Genomic DNA, 24436 nt, shown 5'->3' with positions numbered 1-24436 from the left:
GCTTTATATGCTATTTTTTATTTGCATATAATCTTAAATAGATAGCTTTAGAATGAGCGTTAGTAACATTTTATTTTCTTTATATTGGCGTATGATGTGGAGCAAATTTTACCTTATTTGACTTTATTGTAGGCTATATTATGTTGCTGCGTTCAGGTGTGGCTCTAGCTATTTTTTCCTATATTTTATGGGGAATAACGCCCTTATTTTATCGGCTGCTTCCTGAAGCTGAACCGCTAGAACTCCTTGCCCAACGTCTTATTTGGTCAATTCCATTGCTATTTTTAATCCGTTTAGTCATTAAAAATAAAACAATATGGAAACAAGTATGGGTTGATAAAAAGTCCATTATCCTTTGCCTTTTTAGTTCGTCCATTATGGCTATCTCTTGGACCACATTCACTTATGCACTCACTCATGGGCAAGTGTTAGCCGCAAGTTTGGGCTATTTTATCAATCCATTATTCTCTATTTTGCTCGGTGTTGTTTTTTTACGTGAAAGGTTAGTTTTTGCGGAAAAAATGGCCGTTACGTTTATTTTGTCTGGGGTTGGTTATCAAATCTGGCAATATGGTGAATTGCCTATTTTAGCACTCGTGATGGGGAGTGCGTTTGCGGTATATGGATTGATCCGTAAATTTATTCGGTTTGATGTTATTACTTCATTGTTTTTAGAAGCATTATGGTTGTTGCCTATTGCAATGGGTATTACTTGGTGGTTATCGTCAAAAGGGTTAAGCGCAGTGGAGGCGGGAGATTGGCAGCTTCGTATTTTGTATATGTTAGCGGCACCTGTGACGATTATTCCCTTGCTGTTTTTTACTGCGGCTATCAAACGCACATCACTCACTGTTATTGGTTTGGCCCAATATATAGAGCCAACTATCCAATTTTTACTCGCTGTGTTCTTGTTTAATGAACTGTTTGATTGGGTTAAAGGGATTAGCTTTGCATTAATCTGGATTGGTTTACTATTTTGTATTTTGGCTTTATTGCATAAGCAATATGCCAAATTTTCCCAAAAAGAACCTTTTATTACTGGGCGAGATGAAACCCCGCAGAATTAGACAATATTTCATTTAATTTCAAGACACGAATATGTTTTATCATGGCCTTTTTATTACGTGGATAGCAAAAGCAAACGTTTGCGTATATAATCATCGGTATTATTTTCGCATATAAGGTCATCAATCATGGAACAGTTAGGTACGGCACTTTGTGCATCTGCAACAAAAGTTATGTTACTGGGCGCAGGGGAGTTAGGTAAGGAAGTTGCCATTGAATGCCAACGCTTAGGTATCGAAGTGATTGCAGTAGACCGCTATAAAAATGCACCCGCTATGCACATTGCTCACCGTAGCCACGTCATCAATATGCTGGATGGTGAGGCACTAAAACAGTTAGTGATCGCAGAAAAGCCTGATTTTATTGTGCCTGAAATTGAAGCAATTGCGACCCAAACGTTAGTTGAACTCGAAGAGCAAGGGCAAAAAATCGTCCCTTCTGCAAAAGCCGTTTTTTTAACAATGGATAGAGAAGGTATCCGTCGTCTTGCTGCTGAAACATTAGGTTTACCTACATCGGAATATTATTTCGTAGAAAATAAATCAGATTTTATTGAAGCCGCTGAAAAAATGGGTTTCCCATGTATTGTAAAGCCCGTCATGAGTTCATCAGGAAAAGGGCAAAGTGTCATTCGTTCAAATGCGGACTTAGAAAAGGCGTGGCATTATTCTCAAGAGGGGGGGCGCGCAGGGCAAGGTCGAGTCATTGTTGAGAAAATGGTCAATTTTGATTTTGAAATTACCCTGTTAACGGTTAGCGCTGTAGATGGGATCCATTTTTGTGCTCCTGTAGGACATCGTCAAGAAAAAGGTGACTATCGCGAATCTTGGCAGCCGCAAGTGATGAGCGAGAAAGCGCTGAAAAAGGCTCAAGATGTTGCTGCAAAAATCGTTTCTGCGTTAGGTGGTTACGGCTTGTTTGGCGTTGAGTTATTTGTGTGTGGTGATGACATCATTTTTAATGAAGTATCCCCACGCCCTCATGATACAGGAATGGTGACGCTGATTTCGCAAAATCTTTCTGAATTTGCCTTACATGTACGTGCATTTCTAGGCTTCCCTATTGGTAACGTTCGCCAATATGGCCCAAGTGCTTCTGCGGTTATTTTACCTGAACTTCATAGCCAAAATGTGGTGTTCTCTAATATTAAGAATGCATTCGATTCTGATATCCAACTGCGTTTATTTGGTAAGCCTGAAATTGCAGGAACTCGCAGGTTGGGGGTTGCGTTAGCCATTGCAGATTCAATCGAAAAAGCACTCGAAAGGGCAAAAAAAGCGGCAAGTGCAGTAAATGTGTCAGGTTAGATATGATATGAAAAATGGCCCTTTAATATAAAAATTAATGGGCCAAAAAATGAAAATAATAACAAGCGATTATTCAAGGTAGAAAGAGACGTCGATGCTACCTCTATAGCCACCCGCTTGTACGTTCCCATTTTGGCAAAGGTTAAAGTATAGGTTTTGGCGTAAATTGGTCGTGGCAATATCCCCTAGCTTTATGCGGTTATAATACACTAAAGCATCTGAGTTTCCTCTTCTACAGATATCTGAAGACGGTGGAACTTTCGACGTCACGATATAAGGGCGTTCAGTCGAGTTAGATGAGTTACCTGTCACCGAGTCTAATGCCATACCTGCAAGGTTAGTACTTGATCCAGTTCCTGCATTGCTTTGTCCATGCAGTTGTTGGTTAGCGGATAACACCATCAGCAATTTACCCGTGGTAACACAGTCTATTGACATTGACGCAGGACGCGTTTCTAGCAACTGGTTGGTTCTATTACCCGCCAATTGGGTACTAAATAACCTATCTGCCCCGCACGAATGGTTAGCTTATCTGCTGCGAATACCAGAAGTGCGTGCTCCAAATAAAAGCGCTAGTAGAAAGCCAGATGCCACTTTGTGTGAAAATGAGAAATAGGATGTCATTTTTTTCATAGTTATTCTTTTGCTCGTCAATTTGACAGTGAATATTTATTATTTACACTCAGCTGTTATTGTTCTAACTGGTGAGTCAGCGGTGACAGCAATACTTTCCAATGAAGCATAGCTGATTGAACATTGATCACCTTGATTACCCCACTTGATATTCAGTTTTCCTGAATCAGGTAAACCGCTCATGTACAGCTGATGATTAGAGCCAACAATACCTGTATTAATATCATTATTTTTATCAGTAGAGACGAGTGTTGCAATCGCCCCAAATGGTGGCATTTTTCCCGTTGTGTTAATATTAATCATGGCTTGGTAACCAATTTTCGTTTTAAAGTTACGTTTGATGATTGCCCCTTCCGTTGGGTACACCATCATTGAGGTATCTTTAAAGGTAGTATCATCTGGCAACGTATTAACGTTGACTGAAATCTGGTTCGCCGCGTTGCTTGCTAACTGTGGAATAATCGCGTTCCCAAAACGGTCAAACTTGGCACCCATGGTGAGTTCTGCACCTCTAGCACCATCCGCAGTGATGATAGCGAGAGTATCACCCACACTTGGGGATAGTGAGATACCATCTGAATGGGCGATCATTCCGCCGCTCATACTTGCATTCATTGTACGGTTCGAGTCAGAATAACTATAACCTGCTGATAATGTGGAGTTATCTGCTGAGTATGTGCCATTTACGCTACCGCCGTAGTTACTGCCTTGGCTGTTATAGTTTTGGTATAAACCGTAGCTGAATTTATTTTCCAGCGCACTTCCCGTCAAACCTGCTTGGTTTCGTGTTTCACCATGGTTATCAACGCTGATACCATAGCGAGCACTCATGGTTTGAGCCATCTCGCTATTCGTCAGTAAGCTTAAAGGTACTGAAATATCTAAAGAAACAACACGGTTTTCTGGCCATGAGTTATTGTAGCTTTTCACGCGGTCAACCATATAACTTAAGCTGTAAGATACACCTTTGTAGTTATTATTGTATGACATACCAACAGAGGTGTTTGAGCTTTGCCCACCCCAATAGGTATTTTTCGCTGCTCTTAATGATAAAGAACCATAAGAATCAAAGGACTGGCTAATTGATGTTTGGAAACTATAACGCTGCCTTGAGCCTGTCCACGGCGCTAACCCCTCTTTAATATCGTAACCCGTATTGTTATAGTCAGAGAATGAATAAAAATTTTCTGTGGTATAACGTAATGCTGTTAAGTCAAACGATGTTCCTGTTGAGAGTAAACTTTTCGAATAACGAATACGGTAAGATTGCCCTTTTAAGCGCTGATTAGAAAATTTCGCATCAGAATGAGTCACGTCCGTAGATAAAGCGCCGAGTGCACCTAAAGAAAAGCCAAGCCCCCCCACGATAGAGTTATAACCATTGGAGACCAATAAACCACCGTAACTCGTTATGTTGTATGGTAAACCAACACTGAACGTACCTAAGGTAAATGTTTTTCTTTTGGAGTCCGTAGCGATACCTCCGTTATAGCGGCCTGCAACAATTTCATAGTTGTACATACCCTGTCTTTCCATCATTGGTAATGATGAATAAGCTTGTGTATAAACCGTTTGCTTACCATTTTCTTCTTCAATGGTGACCTCCATATCCCCAGCTAAACCACTGGCAGGAATATCTCGGATCACAAATCTACCTGGTGCAACGAACGTTTGGTAAACAACACTACCATTTTGACGTACAGTCACTGTCGCATTTGAGTTGGCAAAACCCTCAACAACAGGGGCATACCCTTGCATGCTATTCGGATTAAGGTTTGGGTTTGACTTTAAACTCGCCCCTTTCATTGGGATTGAATCAAAAATTGTACCACCAGATGAAATTTCACCGGCTCTTAAGGTTGATTTAATCGCATTAATGGTTCTGTATACATAAGTATTTGAGAAATCAGAATCACTGTAACTTGAGGCCCCGCTATTTTTACTGTAGTTGTACAAATAACTCGTTCTTAAGCGCCATGCACCAAAGTTAATCCCCACGTTAATATTCGTAAATATTGAATCTGAGGTGCTTGCTTTTTGGTGGTATTTGGAAAGCTGACGGTTATTACTGTAGTTAAGTACATAATTCATAATTAACGCTGTTACACCATCATCGCGAGCATCTGGCGGAACATAACCTGTAAAATTAGGTACCATCGCAATTTGTGGGATAGACAAATTGATAGTCAAGGTTTGCACATCAAAAGTGACCGAAGCATCAGTAATATAGTCAGATAAGTTAGTAATCTCGGTGGTTTCAGCTAAGCCCCTTAAACTTGGCACTGCAGAGGTATTAATACCGAGTTTTTGCAATTGCTCAATAGTAAAAACGGGAGAAACTTTATCACCATCAGCTTTAGTAAATGGGATACTCAACTCCCCTGAAGGGATCATATTAACGTTGATGGTGACGTCATAAGTACCAGGTGTTAGGGTATTGTTTTGTACGAAATCGTTTAAATTGATTTGATTGATATCAATACCACTACCATGCATTAACAGGCCGGGATCGAAATAAGATTCGGCGTGTGCAAAAGCAGGAGTCATTGCATAACAACATGCAAAAACTTCTAATGCTATTATTTTAAATTTCATCCCTTTCACAGCATCACCATTCATCGTCAATCGTTATAGTTAATAATATTTCAACTGAAATTTAATTTGAGGACTCTTTATCTAATTCCATCAAATATTCATCCGTGAATCGCCACTCGATCTTTCCAACTTTATTGTTTGGTAGCGTGACTTCCTTTGTTGAAAAAGGTGTCAATGTTATTTCTCTTTCGCCATTTTTAATTTCATGCCCTGCAACTTTTAAATAATCAAATGTTAAATAAAAAGGTGTTGGGTTTTCTATTGTTAATACACTGCTATTTTGAGTTAGTTTAACTTTTTTAGCTAAGTCACCCGTTTTTAAATTTTGAATTTCTTTTGGACGGTACAGTAGTTTAAAGTAGAAATTAGGGATAACATTTAACTGAATACTATTTTCTTCTTTTGATTTTTCTTCACTAGGAATGCCCCTGATTCCAATCCAAAAGAGACTTTCTCTATCTTTTGGCATATTAACGCCATTAATATCAATACCTGTACGCCTTATATTCCATGAAGTTTGGGATCCTGGCCCCATATTTTTTAATGGTGGTAAGATAATAAAAGGAACTATTTCAGTCTCTTTTTTTTCTTTTGGTAGTAACGTTTCTTTATCAACGTTTGCTATCCAGGCTTCCATTAAATAACTTTTGTCGTTTCCATTCAGTATCTCGATACTGATACCACTTTTATTACTTTCGTTATAGACGTATCTTTTAAGCAGAAAATCAAAGCCTGTAGGCGATTTTGCTAATACGGCTACTGGCAAGCAAACAGACAAAAGAAAAAATATTAGTAATTTATTTTTTATCATTATTTAGTTCCACCTAATATTACTGGCTGTAGTGGGGTTTCCCCTCCGTAGTCATTAATCATGTCCCATTCTAATTTCGATACTTTTTTATTTGCTGGTATCTCAATTGTAGAAAAAGGGGCGACCATAGGTGCTCTATCACTGTTATATGACTCATTGTCCATTTTGATATTAACTAACGTAAAATGATAAGGAGATGGGTTGTTGATAATAATTTTATTCCCAGACTGCTTAGCTGTTAGTTCATTAATATAGTTTTTTACATTACCTTTAATGCCAGTTGGACGGTAAAACATTTTTATGACTATCTTTGTAGATAAATTAAATTTTGTATTTATTTGATTATTTTGATCATTATTTTTTTTGTTGTCTCAGGTATAAAATTAACCATCAAATAAAATAACGACTCTCTATCTTGTGGTAGTTCATTCAATCCCTTTGGCAGGATTTTTAATGCATTATTAGAGTTTTCATTTAATGTTACGATTGGTGGTATTACCGTAAAATTATGGCTTGGTTCGTTTTCTGAACTTAAGTCAGAAAAAACTAAGCTTTGAATCAGGTATTTTTTATTTGCTGTGTTATAAGCGCTTACACTTTGACTTTTATCATCTTGAGTAAATATAACTCTTGAGTGATCTAGTGAAACAGCAGCAACAGAACTTTGGGTAATAAAAAAAATTCCCAGTAAAGCTTTTACCATCTTCTTCATGTAAATTTCCGCTTTATTATTAATCGGCGTAATAACCAATAGTTAATGTTGCAGAGAAATCACCTTCATTAGGTTCACAATTATCTACTACACAACGTAACTTAGCATTGATGTTTTTCGTTGCGCTGGTGCTTTCAATATTCTCCCAGATAACTGATGCTGGACTGGGTTTACCCAAAGGGTTTCCGTTAATATTGATAACACGATTTCCATCTAATAATTGAACCCCAATAACACCGTTTGGATCATCATTGAAAAAATTATTACTTCCGTTCAATGTATTACCTGATGACAGATAAACCAGTGCCGTACTTTGCGATTGGTTGTTACAGTTTTTCAAACCAATGGTAAAGCTTTTGGTTACGCTATCATTTTTAATTTCTGTTACGGTGGTGATACCTGCTTGATTACCCAGTAATATTTCAGAAGGAACATCAATATCACAAGTTTTAGCTAAAAATAAAACAGAGAATTCATATCTAACCATGTAATCATCAGCCGCTATTGCAGGGAAATACATGAAAAACATTAAAAAAGTGATTAATACTTGTTCTATTTTTTTCATGACACCTAATCCTGATAAAATTCAAAAATCACGGCAGCGTTAGAATCACCTGGTTTTACACCATTTTCGCGTTTTACTAGACTTACTCGGTAATTAACTTCAACTGAGTCACTGGTTGTGGATGGAAAAGTAGCAACACCTTCTTCATTCACTTCCTTACAAGTTTGGTTGCTTTTGTTACATGATTCAAGTAAAAAACCCGTTTTAGTTGTATCATTTGATCCGTAAAACATTCCATTGCTAAATAGTGTTGAAGCAGCTGATTTTGATTTTACTTTTATATTCTTCTCAGTATTAGCAGGGAAGTTTTTACAAATAATGGTGTAAGAGAAATTTTCAGTTAAAATCGGTTTTTTAATTGGTTGCCCATCAACCTCTGATGCAATAAGGACTCCAATTTTATTAAAGTCGATAGTTTTATTTAAATCACTGTTATCGTCGAATTCGCAAGTTCCTTTTGTAATCCGGGTTTTGAACTGTATTTGTCCGTTTTGGGCAACAAGTTGACTTGAAAATAGGATAACACATAGAGCGAGTACTATTTTACTGAACCGTCCCATGGTATTCATTATATCCTCCAAGATCATTGATAACAGCCCATTTCACTGCTCCATTCTTTATTTGGCTTGGATAGCTTATTTCAGAGAATGGGGCCAACACATTATTTTGTTTATTGAGTTTGATGCTTTTATTGTTAACAAATAATCCAGCTAAATTGACGTAGTAAGGTGAATCATTAATTAACTTAATACCGTTTGCAGTACTTTTTGTTTTTATATTTTTAAAAGCTGTTTCTTGTGGCATCGATAAATTTGTTGGGCGATAGAAAACCTTAATGACATTTTCTAAGCCGACTTTCACACCATCATTTTCGTTTAATTCGGGTACATTACGAGAGTGAAAGTAGTACATTGACTCTCTATCTTTTGGAAACTTACTTGTAATAGCCTTAATTTTAATGATATTGCGTTGTTTCGGCGTTAATTTGAAAATTGAAGGCGTAATAACAAATAAACCTTCAGTAGCTGTTTTGCTATCTAATTGTTGTGTAATAAAATTAGCGACTAAATAAGACTTGTCATCTTCATTTCGTGCTGAAATAGAGGCTGAATTCGTTGCTTCCTCAATAACGATACGTGTTTGGCTTAAGCCAACACCCGCTTGGGTTGCAAATGAAAAAGTTAATAAGATAAAAAATAAGGATTTTAATTTTGTCATTTTTATTTCCTTTATTGCAGGCAGTAAATAAATACTGCCTGCTCAACTAGCTAATTAACAAAAGTAGTTATTAGTCGTATGCAACGCTGAAAGTTACTGGAACATTTAACGTTTGAGCGACTGCATCTTTAGTTGTTGCATATAAACCAGCAGTTACTTCAACGATATAGTCGTTCTCACCTAAAATTTTCAGGTTATTGATAGTAGTTTCTGCATTAGGTGTTAACTCAGTTGTACCTGCTTTTAATTTAACACCAACTTGTGATGCTTGAGCATCTGCAAACATATCAGAGTGACCTGTTAAAGCTTCACCTGTTGCTAGAATTGAAACTTCTGTTGCAGTAGTGTCATCAGAATAAGTTTTAGTACATTTGTTTAATACTAAGTTGAAGTTTGATTCTGCTAATGCTTTGTTGATATCAGTAATTTTTTCAATTGAGTGCGTACCTAAATTAACTAAAGATTTAGATGCGCTGATATCACATGTTGCAGCAACTAAACGAGCATTGAAGTTTACTGTTGCGTCTTGTGCAGCAAAAGCTTGTGAAGAAAGAGTTGCAACGGTTAAAGCACCGATGAAAGCAAGTTTATTTAATTTCATAATAATCATTCCTAAGTATGTGAGATAGATAATTTAAAAATTTAAAGTTTCTTGTATCTAATTTTTAGAGATATCAATTAAGCTTTTATTTGCTTTAATAGCATTAAATCTTGCTATTTTTTTTTGATTTGAAAATTATAAATATTTAAATTTATTTTCCATCTCATTTAAATAGACAGTATTTATTTCGGCTTAATTTAAAGTTTGTTTTTTTCTGAGTATTTGCGAACTCTTGCTCGCTGACTACGGGGTTAATATTAGTTGTACTCATTATTGTTGTCAAACTAGGTGAAAATAATTTTATAGTGCTTTTTAATAGTTTTCTAAATGTTATTTTTGTTTTATTTCAATGCATTGTAATTTTATTCATTTTCTTAAGTTAAATTTCATTGTCCTTATTGGGTTTTTGTTCTGAAAAATGTCCATTTTGGTTGTTAATAAAGACTATGAATCTGATATTAACAATTATTCATAATTTGCCTCTCTTTTTTACGCTTATCATGCGTATAGGTAAGGGATGTTACTAATGAATAATGGATGTTAGAAACATTTAGTTTTAAGCTGGTATTTTTATAAATATTCATTATTTTTCTTTTTTTTAATTATATTGGTTAATTTTTTAGGTTTAAATACTTAGGAGGATTCTCATTTAAGATAAAATATATAAGAGATAAAAGTTATCATATTCTTGAGATTATTCTTATTATATTTATCTATTCCTCTTTTTTTCTTAGTTTCATTCGTGGTGTGATTCTGTATATTGGTATTTTCGTCCCAATAAAATAAGGAAAGTGCATGAGTCAACTTATCATTCCTGATGTTGCTCTAGTTGATAACAGTGAGCAACGAACACCATTGGTTTTAGTATTAGATTGTTCTGGCAGTATGTACGGCGAGCCGATAAATGAATTAAATGCAGGTTTACAGATACTCGAAAAAGAATTGAAGGATGATGTTATTGCGGCAAAGCGGGTTAGGATCCTTGTTATTCAATATGGTGGAAACGACCAATGTTCGATTATTGGTGATTGGTGTGATGCCATGGATTTTACTGCACCTATATTAGAAGCGAATGGGACAACACCAACAGGGCAAGCTGTTATGGTGGCGTTAGATGAAATAGAAGCTGAAAAACAACGTTTTCGCCAAGCGGGCGTCGCTTATACCCGTCCTTGGTTATTTTTAATGTCAGATGGTGCTCCTACAGATTTATGGGAAGAATCGGCACAAGTTTGTCGCCAAGCGCAAAAAGATCAAAAAGTGGCGATGTTCCCTATTATGGTTGATGGGGCAAGTGCGCAAGTTATGGGGGAGTTCAGTATTGCAGGCTTGAATGGCGTGAAAAAGCTAAAAGGATTGCAATTTAAAGAACTCTTTTTGTGGTTGAGTGCGAGTATGCAAGTGGTTTCCCAATCGACACCAGGTGGGCAAGCTCAACTCCCTTCAACGGATAGCTGGTCTACAGTGTCGGTATAACGTATGAGTTGGTCAATTTATTGCGCATCAGTTCAAGGGCACTCTCATCGGGAAAATAACCAGCCTTGTCAAGATGCATGGTCTGTGGAGCATACCACAAATGGCTTAGCGGCTTGTGTATGTGATGGCGCAGGGTCTGCTCGTTATAGTGAGATTGGTTCACGTTATGTTTCAAGGTTATTTGTTCAGCGAATTTCTGAATTTGGTCATGTTGACTATTTAAGTGTTGAAGAAATACAACCTGTTATTCTTCGTACACTGAGTGCTATTCGTGAACAATTGGTTTCCCTTGCAAATGATAAGCAGGGTGAGTTAAAGGATTTTGCTTGCACGCTTGTCGCTGCATGGGTTGGCAAACGCCAAGGCTTTCTTTTTCATTTAGGCGATGGGGTAGCCATCGCTTCTTACCAACAAAATGGGCGTCTTATTGATAAGGTTTCCGTGCCAGAAAATGGGGAGTATGCCAATCAAACGTGGTTTTTAACCTCAAGTGATTGGCAGGAACACTTACGTATTACGCCTATCGTTACAAAAATAGAGCGGATCATTTTAATGTCTGATGGCGTACAACCCTTTGCTATGAATAAACAATGTGACGCGCTTTATCTCCCTTTTATTGAGCCTGTCACTCGTTTTTTACAGCAAAATGATGAGCAAACGGGAAGTGAAGCACTAAAAGGGACGCTTGATGACCCTCGCACTTATTCAATCACTGGGGATGATAAAACCTTATTTGTAGCATTTAGGGAAATGTAATGGCGGTGGTTAATAAGATAAAACTTGTCGATGGGCAAGGGCAAGTTATCCAGCTGGGTAAATTAATTAAAAGCGGTGGGGCGGGCAGTGTTTATCATATTGCATCAGCGAAGGGGCAAGTCGCTAAGCTTTACCACGATAAAATTGATAAAGCGTTATATCGTCGAAAGACATCAGCAATGTTAGCATTAAAGCCGAGTTTACCGCCGATTACTGATACTGCAATTCCCGTCGTTCAGTTGGCATGGCCAATCAGCCAGTTATTTAACCAGAAAAAACAGTTTGTTGGTTTCGTTATGCCTGAGCTGGATGTGAGAGCATCCATTGAGCTTGAATATATTTTGCAAGAAAGGCAGGCGAGGGAAAATAATTTACCCGTTGGATTGGGGGCTAAAATTCAACTCGCAACCAATTTGGCAATATTGGTTGAGGCGATTCATCAACAAAACCACTTTATCATTGACATGAAACCCGTGAATTTGCGTTTTTATCGGGAAAGCTTATATGTATCAATGTTAGATTGTGATGGCTTTAGTATTCAAGGGGAAAAAGAACGTTTTGCCGCAGGTCAATTTACGGTCGATTACCTTGCCCCTGAATTTCAACACGCCAAAAGTGTTCCTCAATCTCAAGAATCCCAGCAAGACCGATTTTCTTTGGCCGTGATTTTATTTCAATTATTGAATTTTGGCATTCATCCATTTTCTGGTCGACCTTTGCATAATCAAGTGCCAAATGATTTACCCAGCCGAATTGCAGGAAAATATTATGCCTATGGGGTAAAGGCGCATCAAGGGATAAGCCCTGTGCCAACCAGTGGACATACTTTCTTACCTAATGATATTCGCCAATTATTTGATAAAGCGTTTAGTGGCTCTCCAGCGCAAAGGCCAAGTGCAGCCGAGTGGGTACAGTGTTTACGCACTTATGCACTGCGTAGCCAGAAAAAGATGGTGGTATGTAGCAAAAATAAAGAACATCAATATTTTGTTGGATTGAAATGTGCTGCCTGTGAACGGGTTAAGCAATTAAAAGTTGCCAGTGAAGCATTACAAAAAACACGGCAGCAAAAAAATGTGTATAAAACACAAGTTAGGGGGCAAACGCAAACTCGTCGAGTTGTTCGTCCTCAACCTGCACCGCCAATTACCTTTACACCACCAGCGTGGTTTACGGCGATTAAAAAGGTACATATTTACACATTTTTTGCTATCGCTGTTCCCTTATTGATGGCGTTTATTATTAGTAGCATTACTCAAAACATGAAACCCGAAACATTATCACCTGCGACTTTTTATCAACATTGGGCGCAGGAAAATTTAGGGGCTGATATGGCTCTGAGTCTTATTACTTTAGTCAGCATATTGGGACTGGGCTTATTTTTCTGGTTGGGGCTCTTTTTACCCATCAAATCGATTTTGACCAAAAAGCCATAAGGAAGGATGACGTTGAAAATAAAACTGAGCCCACTTCTTTTATTACCTTTGGTCTTGTTGTTTGCTGTGCCTGCATTGCCTTTTTTCTTTAGCTATGGTGTGTTTATTGCGTTATTTGAACTCGGTGAATTAATTTGGCCGAGTGCTTTGAATGTCAGTGATAACTTATTCCTGACAGTGATGTGGTTATTTGGATTGACGTTTATTATTGCATTGTCGATAGGTGCTGTTCGCTTTCAAGCGAGGCAATATTGGCGGGCAGCTATTATTACATTGGCAGTATTTAGCGTTATTACACTTTTAAATATTCCGTTAAGTTCGGAATCAAACCAACGTTGGCGGGCACAAACACTCATTGAACAGCGTGATTGGCAATTATTCCAGAATGAACAAAACACGGCTGTGAGTGGTGTGTTATCAGGAATTATTTATAACCATGAAGCTAACACTGAAGTTGAAGCGCGATACCATGAATTGCAAGCGCGTATTGATAAGATGGATAAGCTTGCAGAATTAGAGCCACAAAGCGCAGCAATGCGTGCAATATGGCAACCCTTATTGCAAACAAATGCGCCAGTTTCAAACGACGAAATTTTTCAATTACAAAATGCGAGCCAATATTTGCCGCAAGATGGGGCGCTTGCTTTCGCCGTTGGTTTGCTTACATTACGCAAAACTGAGACCGCAGAAGATAGCCTTATTTTCTTTATTCGTGCTATTGCTGCGCAGCCGAATAACACCACTTATTGGAAAGGTTTGGGGCTCGCATATAGCTTGATAAAAAGCCAAGTCGATAATAGCGATGCGAATTTAAAGAATGCGTATGCTGCACTTATTTTTGCACAATATCTGAGTCTCAGTGATAAATGGTCAGAATCCCCCTCTGAATTATTTGATACGCAAAGCGCCGCAATATTTGCAAAAGAAATTCAACATCTTTCTACAGTGGAACGCCAAAACTTTTTTATCTTGCAGGCAAGGAGCAATATACAGGTATTAGATTGGTTCAGAGAAACCGTGGATGAACAAACACAAGTATTGGCAAAACAACCATTATCAATTAAAGGAATATATGGGGTTGTAGAGCTTGCGACGTACTATGATCGAAGTGACCCTCGTTACCCTGGGAAAATAACGATTAATACAGAGGGAACTGCAATTGTGCCTAGCTCTGTTAATGACGTTCGTTACCTTTCGATTAAATATGACATCGATAATGTTACCGCAACTGTTGCGGTAGATGTGAATGAAGAAGGTGTTCCTGCGTTCACGTTAATCGATACCACCAGTGGTGTAAAAAATTATGATATCGCAGCAGAATATGCAGTGAGTCAATTACGATTTGAGCCGACAAAGCAGCCAGCTCGCCACCTAGTCACTGTTAGCTTTAAAAGTACGGTGAAAAGCCTGGATGATTATGCGCAAGAAGTTGGGCTTTTAGTGGAGAGCGCCAGTAAGGCTTTAGCAAGGCATAATGAAAAATCGTTCGGATATGTGATCAAAAGACTCGTGAGTTATGTGAATAATACAGTCCCCGCTAAATATACACGCAGCGCTGGTTCATCTTATGAATATTACCAGCAGCAGCAGGAGATCTCAAAAGAGATACGCGCAACATTGCGACAAGCGGATAGCCGTTCTAAATCCAACGGTGAAGCGTGGGAAAGTAACACGCAAAGAGTTCGTTCATTATTACTAAAGTACCCAAATAACATTGAAGTGCTGAGTACAACGGCAAGAATGGAATTAATGCATTTCAATGCGGCGCGCACGTTATTAACCGAAAATAAAGCATCTGCCATAAAAGATGGCTTTGTTGATGATGAGCAACATTGGCGTAATTTACTGTTGAGTGCACGGGCACACTACCTACAAATTATCACCATTAACCCAAACCGCATTGACGCCTGGTTTGCTTGGGGGGTGACGATGATAGATGAAGACCCTGAGTTGGCGGCAGGTGCATTTGCATTAATGCATTATAATGCGGGTAATAGCCTAGATCAGCGTTTGATGGTGGCGCAATCTCGTTTCTTTTTATTTGGTTTGCCTGATGAAACCAAAGCGCGGGTGAATATTATTAATGCGCGTATGGCACTGCTGTATAGTAAAAGTGAATTGCCTGCATCAGCTACAGAGCAGGAACGTCAAGAGCTTGAAGAACAAAAGGCGTTGGCTCAACAAGTGATGCCTGCGGCAGTACCTTTTGTTTCATCCCCCCGCATTTCGCCTATGAGAAATGAAAACCTGACTGACAGAGTGATAGTAAATGTAGATGCTTCGGCTTTTGGTATTCAAGAAAAAACATTGAAACTTCCTATTATCTCAACCGAATTTGTGGGGAATAAGCAAGGTGAAGCAATTTTGAAAATTGATGTACCAAAAGGGGGCGTGCCAAGCTCTATCATGTTACAGCAGAGTAGTGGTGTGGATTATTTTGATGATGATTTAATTTCAGTTGCCTATCAGTGGCGGTTTAATTCAGCGTCTCAAAATAAAGTGTTATTAATTCCAGTGACTTTTAACCAATCCAGCGATGCTTCGCTAAATTATAAGCCATAAAGGAATAAGGAATAGGATGAACCGATCTAAAATTGCTGTGTTACTTGCCTTATTTGGCTCTGCACCTTTGTTTGCACAAAATCTGGATCAACAGTACAGCCTATGGGTGGATGACCAAAAAAGCCAAATTCGTTGCTTTGAAGCCAAATCGCCTTTTCAATATTGTTTACAACAATCAGAAGATGGCAAGTTAATTGTTGCGGATAAACATAATCAAGAAGTTTATCAAATTTACTATTTTGATAATTGGCCTGACGAAGCCCAAGAGGGGGTTTATCGTATTCGAAAGGGAAATAAAATTGGTTTTGCAGATGCTGTAACAGGGAAGGTGGTTATTGAGGCAACATATGATTGCGCCTATCCCTTTGAAGACGGCAAAGCTAAAGTTGGGGTAGGGTGTAAAACGCAAACAGATGGTGAACACAGCTGGTGGGTTGGCGGGGATTGGACAACAATCACACTACCCTAAGGGGACTAAGTACTTAGATACGCTTTTTCCGGGTATCTAAGACGTTTTTTACGATTTTTATGATATTTATTTACAATTAATTCGATTTTAACCATATTATTTATATTACTTAACTTATTGAAAAACAGTTGTTATTGTTATGTAGATCACAGTTTTCATCCTGTTAAACCTTCCTTAAAACCATTCACGGCAAAATTCAAACCGCTTAATTCTGTATGGCACCGCTTAGTGTAACTTTAGTCATTTGCAGAGTGTAATTTCTTACCATAGACACCATGGCAGAGCTCAAAATTTTCGATTTAATACAGTTCAACCACTGCCAATTAAAAAACCATCAATGACAAGCAGCACTATGATGTTGTTAGCGTGATGGTAAATACAAAATCAAAGGCATGTTCGTTTTACCTCAGAAGGGTGTTCTATGAACAAAAATGGTATTTTAAAGCACGTTCCGTGGATGATCCTTGGGATCATCGGTGCAATTTGTTTAGGGGTTGTTGCGCTAAGGCGCGGCGAGCACATTAGTGCGCTATGGATAGTCGTCGCATCGGTGGCGGTTTACCTTATTGCTTATCGCTATTACAGCTTGTATATCGCGAAAAAAGTGATGAAGCTGGATGAAACCCGTGCGACTCCAGCGGTCATTAATAATGACGGTTTAAACTATGTTCCAACTAATAAAAATGTCCTATTCGGTCACCACTTTGCGGCAATCGCAGGGGCAGGGCCATTAGTTGGGCCTGTACTGGCAGCGCAAGTAGGGTATTTACCAGGTACGCTATGGTTACTGGCAGGGGTTGTATTAGCGGGTGCGGTACAAGACTTTATGGTGTTGTTTATTTCGTCTCGCCGTAATGGTGCTTCACTCGGGGAAATCGTTAAAGAAGAGTTAGGCCCAATTCCAGGAACGCTAGCACTCTTTGGCTGTTTCCTCATTATGATCATTATCCTTGCCGTATTGGCGTTGATCGTCGTAAAAGCCTTGGCAGAAAGTCCATGGGGTGTATTCACCGTGGTGTCGACGGTACCAATTGCTTTGTTTATGGGGATATACATGCGATATCTCCGACCAGGGCGTGTTGGTGAGGTTTCCGTCATCGGTATCGTGTTGCTGGTGGCATCCATTTGGTTCGGTGGCGTTATTGCTCACGACCCATACTGGGGTCCTGCACTGACATTTAAAGACACTACGATCACTTATGCGCTGGTTGGTTATGCATTTGTTTCTGCACTATTACCTGTATGGCTAATTTTAGCACCTCGTGACTATCTGGCGACTTTCTTGAAAATAGGGGTTATTGTTGGATTAGCGATTGGTATCGTTATTCTAAACCCTGAGTTAAAAATGCCAGCTGTGACGCAATTTGTTGATGGTTCAGGTCCAGTTTGGAAAGGTACGCTGTTCCCATTCCTGTTCATTACCATTGCCTGTGGTGCGGTATCTGGTTTCCACGCCTTAATTTCTTCCGGTACAACACCGAAACTGTTAGCAAACGAAAAAGATGCACGTTACATCGGTTACGGTGCAATGTTAATGGAATCTTTCGTTGCGATTATGGCATTGGTTGCTGCATCGATTATCGAACCAGGTTTATACTTTGCGATGAACACCCCACCAGCAGCATTAGGCATTACAATGCCTAACCTGCATGAATTGGGTGGCCCAGATGGCGCGGCTATTATGGCTCAACTGAAAGATGTTTCTGTTCACGCAGCGGCAACGGTCAGTTCATGGGGCTTTGTGATTTCACCTGAGCAAATCATGCAAACGGCGAAAGATATCGGCGAACCGTCTGTTCTGAACCGTGCAGGTGGTGCCCCAACATTAGCTGTTGGTATTGCATTCGTATTCCACGAAATCATGCCTGCGGCAAATATGGGCTTCTGGTATCACTTTGGTATTCTGTTTGAAGCGCTGTTTATCTTAACTGCATTGGATGCAGGAACCCGTTCTGGCCGCTTTATGCTGCAAGACTTATTGGGTAACTTCGTTCCATTCTTGAAGAAAACTGACTCACTGGTTGCAGGGATCATTGGTACGGCAGGTTGTGTTGGCTTATGGGGTTACTTACTGTATCAAGGCGTTGTTGACCCACTGGGCGGCGTTAAGAGCCTGTGGCCACTGTTCGGTATCTCGAACCAAATGTTAGCCGCAGTTGCGTTAGTCTTAAGTACGGTTGTCCTGATTAAGATGAAACGCAGTAAATACATCATGGTGACAGTATTACCTGCGGTATGGTTATTGATTTGTACCACTTGGGCGTTAGGACTGAAATTATTCAGTGATAACCCGCAGCTTGAAGGCTTCCTGTACTTAGCGAAATCTTATAAAGATAAGATTGCCGCAGGTGGTGCAGAGCTGACAGCACAAGAAATTACTAATATGAATCACATTATTATTAATAACTACACCAATGCTGGCCTGAGTATCCTATTCTTAGTGGTTGTTTACGGTATCATTTTCTATGGTATCCGCGTGGGAATGAAAGCACACAAAAACCCAGAGCGTACAGACAAAGAAACACCATATGTCCCTGTACCGAAAGAGGGCGTGAAAGTTTCATCTACACACTAGTGACCATTCGACACCATCGAGCGGCTAATGTGGCTCGATAACTGAACGGTAGCCCTACATTGTGTGTTCATGATGTAGGGCATTTGTATTTGGAGAGGCTGATGTTTGGAAACCTTGGTAAAACAGGCAAATATTTAGGGCAGGCAGCTCGTATGCTGATTGGTATTCCTGATTATGATACTTATGTTCAACATATGAGTGACAATCACCCTGATAAGCCTGTCATGACTTACAAAGAATTTTTTCGTGAAAGACAAGATGCGCGGTATGGTGGAAGTGGTAAAGGCGGATTCCGCTGCTGTTGATGCTCACAGTGAAACAATGATGCAAAGAGGATAATAATGAAACCAATTAATGTCACAATCCTAACCGGTTTTCTCGGTGCGGGTAAAACCACGCTCCTTAGCCATATTCTTCATGCAGAACATGGGCATAAAATTGCAGTCATTGAAAATGAATTTGGTGAAGTCCCCATTGATAATGCCATTATTGGTGACAGAGCCACACAAATCACTACCTTGAGTAACGGTTGTATTTGTTGTTCTCGTTCAAGCGAATTAGAAAATGCATTATTGGATTTATTAGATGGCCTCGACAGTGGCAAATTGGATTTTGACCGCCTAGTCATTGAATGTACAGGAATGGCAGATCCTGGCCCTATTACGCAGACTTTTTTTTCCCATGACGTGTTATGCGAACGATTTTTATTAGATGGCATTATTACGTTGGTGGATGCAGTTCATGCAGAGAAACAACTGAATGATTTTGCGATTGCTCAAGCCCAAATTGGCTATGCAGACCGAATTTTATTAACCAAAACCGATATCAATCCAGATACTGATGCCCTGTTAGAGCGATTGCAACGTATTAATGCCAGAGCGCCAATTTACCCAGTTATTCATGGCGACATTAACTTACAGCTTTTATTAGATATTGAAGGTTTTTTATTAGACTCGCAACTGAAGGTGAATAAACCGACTTTCCGTTTTGCACCAAAACAGCAAAATGAAGTGGAATCTATTGTCGTGGAATTCGATTATCCTGTTGAATTAATGGAAGTTTCACAGGTAATGGAAGATTTACTGCTCGGCTTTGCGGATAATTTATTGCGTTACAAAGGTATTTTATCCATCAAAGGCGAACCAAAACGTCTGTTATTCCAAGGGGTTCAGCGCCTCTATAGTGCAGACTGGGATAGAGACTGGGAAGTTGATGAACAACGCCGCAGTGTATTGGTATTTATTGGTATTGACCTACCCGAAGATATGATCCGTGAAAAATTCGCCGCCCTAGAAGTTAATTCAAAATAGAACAATTAAAAAAAGAAATTCAAAAAAAGAAATTCAAAAAAAGAAATTCAAAAAAAATTCAAAGTCATTAGAGGCGTAGCAAGACGGCAAAAGAAATAATCCCTAGGAGCATACACAAGTATGTGACTAGGGTTGGTGAATGCAGCCAACAACGCTACGGCGTTAAGGACGAAGAATTAGCGGCGTAGCAAGGCGGCAAAAGAGCCAAGCCCTAGAAGCATACACCATATGTGACTAGGGTTGGTGAATGCAGCCAACAACGCTACGGACGAGCTTTTGACGCCATAATCTCAATAATCTGCACATCAGTATGCCTCATTGACCCTGCTGCTAATGCACACAAATTAGCAATCGACTGGTCAACATCATCCGACACAATACCGTCAGATCCTCTCACACAGCTATTATCTAAGGCCATGAGGACAGCTTTATAGGCTGCACTGGCGCTGGTGGAGACTTTCATTGCACAACTGTTTGATGCACCATCACAAATCATCCCGCTGACATCACCAATCATGCTGGAAATCGCCATTGCGACGACTTCATAGCGTGATTCCAATAGCCATGCAATCCCAGCCGCTGCACCCATAGCAGCGGTTGTTGCCGCACACAGTGCAGATAACGCAGGTAACTGATTATGAATATAAATAGCCATTAGGTGGGATAACATCAACGCGCGAGCCAACTGTTCTTCAGAGGATTGTAAATAGTCTGCAGTTACCACAACAGGCATGGTTGCGGCAATACCTTGGTTACCTGAGCCAGAGTTGCTCATTGCAGGTAAAACCGCGCCGCCCATACGGGCATCGGATGCGGCAGAGGTGCGGATCATAATTTCGGACATTAAGTCTTTCGATAACAAACCGCGATCACGCTGAGTTTGCAACGTTTTCCCAATATGTAGGCCATAGACATTACGCAGACCTTCTTGGGAAAGGGCTTCATTTAGCTGGGCGGCTTCTAAAATAAAACGGATATCGTCTAATGGGGCTTCAGTTGCAAATTGGTAGACGGCCTTTGCGGTAACGGGCGGTAAAGGGATATCTGCTGCACAATCAACAGGAAGATCCTCTAGGGGTTTTCTTGATAAGGTATCAAACACAGTTTCATTGTTATGGCTTATCTTCACAATATTGGTATGTGAACCCGTGATAATCACAGTCGCTGAGCCTGTTTGGGTATGTACCGTCGCTTCGGAATAGATAACGTCTTCGCAAGGGTGTTTGATATCAACAGTCACTAGTCCTTGTGCTAACATAGTTTTACTCAATGCAATGGCATCGGCCGAAGCAGATTTTAGAACCTCTAAACCCGCATCCGCATCGCCGCCAACCGCACCTAAAGCGGCAGCGATAGGTAACCCTACCATGCCTGTACCTGGCACCGTGACACCCATACCATTTTTCATCAGGTTGGGGGAGACAAAGGCACAAACGCGAGTGATGTCACCGTCAAGGAAGGACGCTGCTTTTGCTGCAGCGTAAGCCAGTGAAATTGGCTCGGTACAACCTAAAGCTGGCTTAACTTCTTGTTTTACCGCATTGATAAAATATTGCCAAAGTAATGGTTGTGATTGCGCATACATGGCAGCTTCCCTTAATGAAATCTTCTTTGATTTTATTATTTTAAACAACCTGTTGGAGAAAAACTTCACTATGTTCGGGGATATATTGGGGAGAGGGAGAAAAAAAATCTCCAAATGTTGAGATAAAAATAAAATATTTTTAAATTTGAGCTTTGTCACAAAAATCCTGCCTATAAAACAGGGCAGGACATTGTGATTGTTTTACCGATTAACTCTCTACATCAAGGCGTTTACTTTGCCATTTCCGTGAGCGCCAGCGCCATGCATTAGTTAAGCCACGTAGCCATTCATCGGCAAAGAAGCCGAGCCAAATTCCCAGCAAGCCCATTTCCATTTTTATCCCTAAAAAATAGCCGAGTGGAATCGCCACTCCCCACATAAAGATAATGGCAGTACATAATGGGAAGCGCGCATCCCCAGAGGCACGTAACGCATTCACCATGACAATATTAATGGTGCGCCCTGGCTCTAAAAATACTGAGAGTAAAAATAAGGGTAATAAGAGATCGATAATACCTTGGTCATCGGTAATGTTGTTTAGAATAGGATCGCGAAGTAACCAGAAAGCAATAACAACACCGATAGTGACATAAAAGCCCATTTTTAGACTCTTGATACCGCGAATATAGGCATCTTGGAAGCGTTTTGCGCCAACCAGATGACCCACCATGATCTCATTACCTATACTGACAGAAATACCAAACAGCATGATAAATAAAGATAATTGGAAATAAAGCGTTTGCGCAGCGAGGGAAGTTTCTCCCATTAACCCAATAAAGGCAGATGCTGTCATAAAATGTAAAATCCACACAAGGTTTTCCCCCGCTGAAGGTAAACCGATATGCAAAATTTTACCGAGCATCTTACGTGACCAATGAATGAGCATCATTGGGACAAACTTTATTCGTAACCCATAGAATAATAAGCAGAAAAGTAAGATGACAGCAACAATACGTCCGACTACGGTTGACCATGCCACACCTTCTAAACCATATTGTGGCAAGCCAAAGAAACCATAAAGTACAATGATATTACCAACAACAGTAATCAGGTTGGCAATCAATGTTACCCACATGGCAGGCTGTGCTTTGCCATAAACCCGTAAACATGCCGCTAAAATAATGGAAATTGCTTCAGGAATTAAACAAATCCCTAAAATACGTAAATAAGTATAACCATCCGCCATTAAATGGGATGGCATATTCATGATTTTTAGGATGGTATAGCCAAAGAATACCGCGACTAATGCACTGGAAAAACCCAGAATAAAGTTAAAGGCGATGGAGATGTGAATCGCTTGGCTGGCTTTTTCACGGCGGCCTGCCCCTAAATATTGTGCGATAACCACACTGCATCCCACACTAATAAAGTTAAAAATAGTGATAAAAAGATCAAAGACTTGGTTACCCACCCCCATTGCAGCAAGGTAAGCCGTCGATACATGGCTAACCATGTAAGTATTAATTAATAATGTGGCCAAATGCAGAAAAATATCGATAAAAATTGGCCAACTGAGCGAAAAGAGTGACCGCTCAGTCACATCAGACTGATGCATTGAGAACCTTTATATATTTATGAGAATTAAGAATAGTCGTTTGAACTGGGAATTCTACATGGAATTCATTAATGAAAATAGGGTTAAAATGCCCCCAATTTCGTAAAGTGAATGTTTTGTTTACTTTTAATTAATCTGTTAGATTTAATTTCGCTATAAATTAATTAATAAGCAACATCAGAACTGTATAGGAGTAAAAATGACAAAAATTAAAGCAGCAATAGTGGGATATGGCAATATTGGCCATTATGCGCTAGAAGCTGTTCTGGCCGCTGATGATTTTGAGCTTGTTGGTATCGTTCGTCGCAATACACAAGATATCCCTGCTGAACTTGCCTCGTATAAAGTCGTCGATGATATTGAAAAACTAGGGAAAGTGGATGTTGCGCTCCTGTGCTCACCAACCCGTGCAATCGGGCCACTTGCGGTAAAAATTTTAGCATTAGGCATCAATACTGTTGATAGCTTTGATGTGCATTCAGACATTGTGGCGCTGAAAAGAAGCCTCGATGATGTTGCCAAGCAGCATAATAGCGTCGCCGTTGTCTCAGCTGGCTGGGATCCAGGTTCTGACTCTATCATGCGTACTTTAATGTTAGCCATGGCGCCAAAAGGGGTGACTTACACCAATTTTGGACCAGGTATGAGCATGGGGCACAGTGTTGCGGCAAAAGCGATTGATGGCGTGAAAGATGCGTTATCGGTAACGATTCCATTAGGAACTGGGGTACATCGCCGTATGGTGTACATTGAATTAGACGCAGGCGCAAAATTTGATGATGTTGCTCAAGCGATTAAAGCGGATAGCTATTTTGCCTCTGATGAAACCCATATTCGCCAGGTCGATAGCATTGACGCATTAAAAGACGTTGGGCACGGTGTACACATGACGCACAAAGGCGTTTCGGGTGCTACACACAACCAATTGTTCGAATATTCAATGCGTATCAATAACCCTGCATTAACATCACAATTTATGGTTTCAGCTGCGCGCGCTTCAATGAAGCAGGCGGCGGGTGCTTATACTGTAATTGAAATCCCACCGGTGAATTTCCTGCAAGGTGATTTAGACACATTGATTGCCAAACTCGTCTAATTACGCTTCTATTTGTGGCATGAAACGTTAAGTTCATGCCATCTTGCTGATGTTTTTTACACTTTATCTTGGTTGTACTTTGTCATTCGGATTTTGGCCACTATTTATT

General features: G+C 39.7%; 22 protein-coding genes. 11 read left to right on the top strand and 11 right to left on the bottom strand.

Annotated features, from left to right (window positions below; genetic code table 11):
• Positions 1-140: 140 nt before the first annotated feature.
• Complete coding sequence (rarD, locus tag PSF27_RS14910) at positions 141-1067, top strand: EamA family transporter RarD (protein WP_272539489.1); 927 nt, start codon at positions 141-143, stop codon at positions 1065-1067.
• A 126-nt stretch (positions 1068-1193) separates the two neighbouring features.
• Positions 1194-2372 (top strand): formate-dependent phosphoribosylglycinamide formyltransferase, encoded by a 1179-nt coding sequence (gene purT / locus PSF27_RS14905; RefSeq protein ID WP_206082990.1) that lies wholly within the window; start codon positions 1194-1196, stop codon positions 2370-2372.
• A gap of 69 nt (positions 2373-2441) precedes the next feature.
• On the opposite strand, the gene PSF27_RS14900 is transcribed toward purT, so the two are convergent.
• From PSF27_RS14900 to PSF27_RS14860, 9 genes are all read right to left on the bottom strand, one after another.
• The gene (locus tag PSF27_RS14900) at positions 2442-2858 is read right to left on the bottom strand and encodes a hypothetical protein (protein WP_272681775.1); all 417 of its coding nucleotides are present in this window, start codon (positions 2856-2858) and stop codon (positions 2442-2444) included.
• 186 nt (positions 2859-3044) lie between these two features.
• Complete coding sequence (locus tag PSF27_RS14895; RefSeq protein ID WP_272681774.1) at positions 3045-5624, bottom strand: fimbria/pilus outer membrane usher protein; 2580 nt, start codon at positions 5622-5624, stop codon at positions 3045-3047.
• 37 nt (positions 5625-5661) lie between these two features.
• Positions 5662-6411 (bottom strand): fimbrial biogenesis chaperone, encoded by a 750-nt coding sequence (locus PSF27_RS14890; protein WP_272681773.1) that lies wholly within the window; start codon positions 6409-6411, stop codon positions 5662-5664.
• Positions 6411-6707 carry a fimbrial biogenesis chaperone gene (locus PSF27_RS14885; RefSeq protein WP_272681772.1) on the bottom strand — a complete coding sequence of 99 codons (297 nt, stop codon included), beginning with the start codon at positions 6705-6707 and terminating at the stop codon, positions 6411-6413. The genes PSF27_RS14890 and PSF27_RS14885 overlap by 1 nt, the downstream gene beginning before the upstream one ends.
• Positions 6708-6745: 38 nt before the next feature.
• Entirely contained in the window at positions 6746-7123 is a 378-nt protein-coding gene (locus PSF27_RS14880) for a fimbrial biogenesis chaperone (protein WP_272681771.1), read from the bottom strand.
• 19 nt (positions 7124-7142) lie between these two features.
• Positions 7143-7688, bottom strand: a complete 546-nt coding sequence (locus PSF27_RS14875) for a fimbrial protein (protein WP_272539483.1) — start codon at positions 7686-7688, stop codon at positions 7143-7145.
• 5 nt (positions 7689-7693) lie between these two features.
• Positions 7694-8257: a fimbrial protein gene (locus tag PSF27_RS14870; protein WP_272681770.1), complete on the bottom strand. Its 564-nt coding sequence runs from the start codon at positions 8255-8257 to the stop codon at positions 7694-7696.
• On the bottom strand, positions 8232-8906 hold the full coding sequence (locus tag PSF27_RS14865) for a fimbrial biogenesis chaperone (RefSeq protein ID WP_206082984.1): 675 nt from the start codon (positions 8904-8906) through the stop codon (positions 8232-8234). Before PSF27_RS14865 ends, PSF27_RS14870 begins: the two co-directional genes overlap by 26 nt.
• 70 nt (positions 8907-8976) lie before the next feature.
• Positions 8977-9507 carry a fimbrial protein gene (locus PSF27_RS14860; RefSeq protein WP_272539482.1) on the bottom strand — a complete coding sequence of 177 codons (531 nt, stop codon included), beginning with the start codon at positions 9505-9507 and terminating at the stop codon, positions 8977-8979.
• Between the two features lie 795 nt (positions 9508-10302).
• On the opposite strand from PSF27_RS14860, the gene PSF27_RS14855 reads away from it, so the two are divergent.
• The 8 genes from PSF27_RS14855 to yjiA all read left to right on the top strand — a co-directional run bounded on the left by PSF27_RS14855 (position 10303) and on the right by yjiA (position 20091).
• Entirely contained in the window at positions 10303-10983 is a 681-nt protein-coding gene (locus PSF27_RS14855; RefSeq protein WP_206082982.1) for a vWA domain-containing protein, read from the top strand.
• A gap of 3 nt (positions 10984-10986) precedes the next feature.
• On the top strand, positions 10987-11739 hold the full coding sequence (locus PSF27_RS14850; RefSeq protein WP_206082981.1) for a PP2C family serine/threonine-protein phosphatase: 753 nt from the start codon (positions 10987-10989) through the stop codon (positions 11737-11739).
• Positions 11739-13175, top strand: a complete 1437-nt coding sequence (locus tag PSF27_RS14845) for a protein kinase domain-containing protein (RefSeq protein ID WP_272681769.1) — start codon at positions 11739-11741, stop codon at positions 13173-13175. The genes PSF27_RS14850 and PSF27_RS14845 overlap by 1 nt, the downstream gene beginning before the upstream one ends.
• Positions 13176-13187: 12 nt before the next feature.
• Positions 13188-15737 carry an energy transducer TonB family protein gene (locus PSF27_RS14840; protein WP_272681768.1) on the top strand — a complete coding sequence of 850 codons (2550 nt, stop codon included), beginning with the start codon at positions 13188-13190 and terminating at the stop codon, positions 15735-15737.
• A 16-nt stretch (positions 15738-15753) separates the two neighbouring features.
• The gene (locus tag PSF27_RS14835; protein ID WP_272539479.1) at positions 15754-16206 is read left to right on the top strand and encodes a WG repeat-containing protein; all 453 of its coding nucleotides are present in this window, start codon (positions 15754-15756) and stop codon (positions 16204-16206) included.
• 421 nt (positions 16207-16627) lie between these two features.
• Positions 16628-18781, top strand: coding sequence for a carbon starvation CstA family protein (locus tag PSF27_RS14830; RefSeq protein WP_206082977.1), 2154 nt, complete (start codon positions 16628-16630; stop codon positions 18779-18781).
• A gap of 101 nt (positions 18782-18882) precedes the next feature.
• Entirely contained in the window at positions 18883-19086 is a 204-nt protein-coding gene (locus tag PSF27_RS21085) for a YbdD/YjiX family protein (protein WP_004260586.1), read from the top strand.
• Between the two features lie 36 nt (positions 19087-19122).
• Positions 19123-20091, top strand: coding sequence for a GTPase (gene yjiA / locus PSF27_RS14820; protein ID WP_206082976.1), 969 nt, complete (start codon positions 19123-19125; stop codon positions 20089-20091).
• Positions 20092-20353: 262 nt separating this feature from the next.
• Here yjiA and PSF27_RS14815 read toward each other — a convergent pair whose 3' ends face one another.
• A complete protein-coding gene (locus PSF27_RS14815) occupies positions 20354-21676 on the bottom strand; it encodes an L-cysteine desulfidase family protein (RefSeq protein WP_272681767.1) in 1323 nt (440 codons plus the stop codon).
• Positions 21677-21884: 208 nt separating this feature from the next.
• Positions 21885-23231, bottom strand: coding sequence for an MATE family efflux transporter (locus tag PSF27_RS14810; RefSeq protein WP_206082974.1), 1347 nt, complete (start codon positions 23229-23231; stop codon positions 21885-21887).
• Between the two features lie 199 nt (positions 23232-23430).
• Between PSF27_RS14810 and PSF27_RS14805 the strand changes: the two genes are divergently transcribed.
• Entirely contained in the window at positions 23431-24327 is an 897-nt protein-coding gene (locus tag PSF27_RS14805) for a diaminopimelate dehydrogenase (RefSeq protein ID WP_272681766.1), read from the top strand.
• Positions 24328-24436 lie beyond the last annotated feature (109 nt).

The sequence above is a fragment of the Providencia sp. PROV129 genome, assembly GCF_028482245.1.
Lineage (GTDB): Bacteria > Pseudomonadota > Gammaproteobacteria > Enterobacterales > Enterobacteriaceae > Providencia > Providencia vermicola.
Note: the sequence above shows the minus strand (reverse complement) of the source record. Positions and strands in the feature narration are given on the sequence as shown.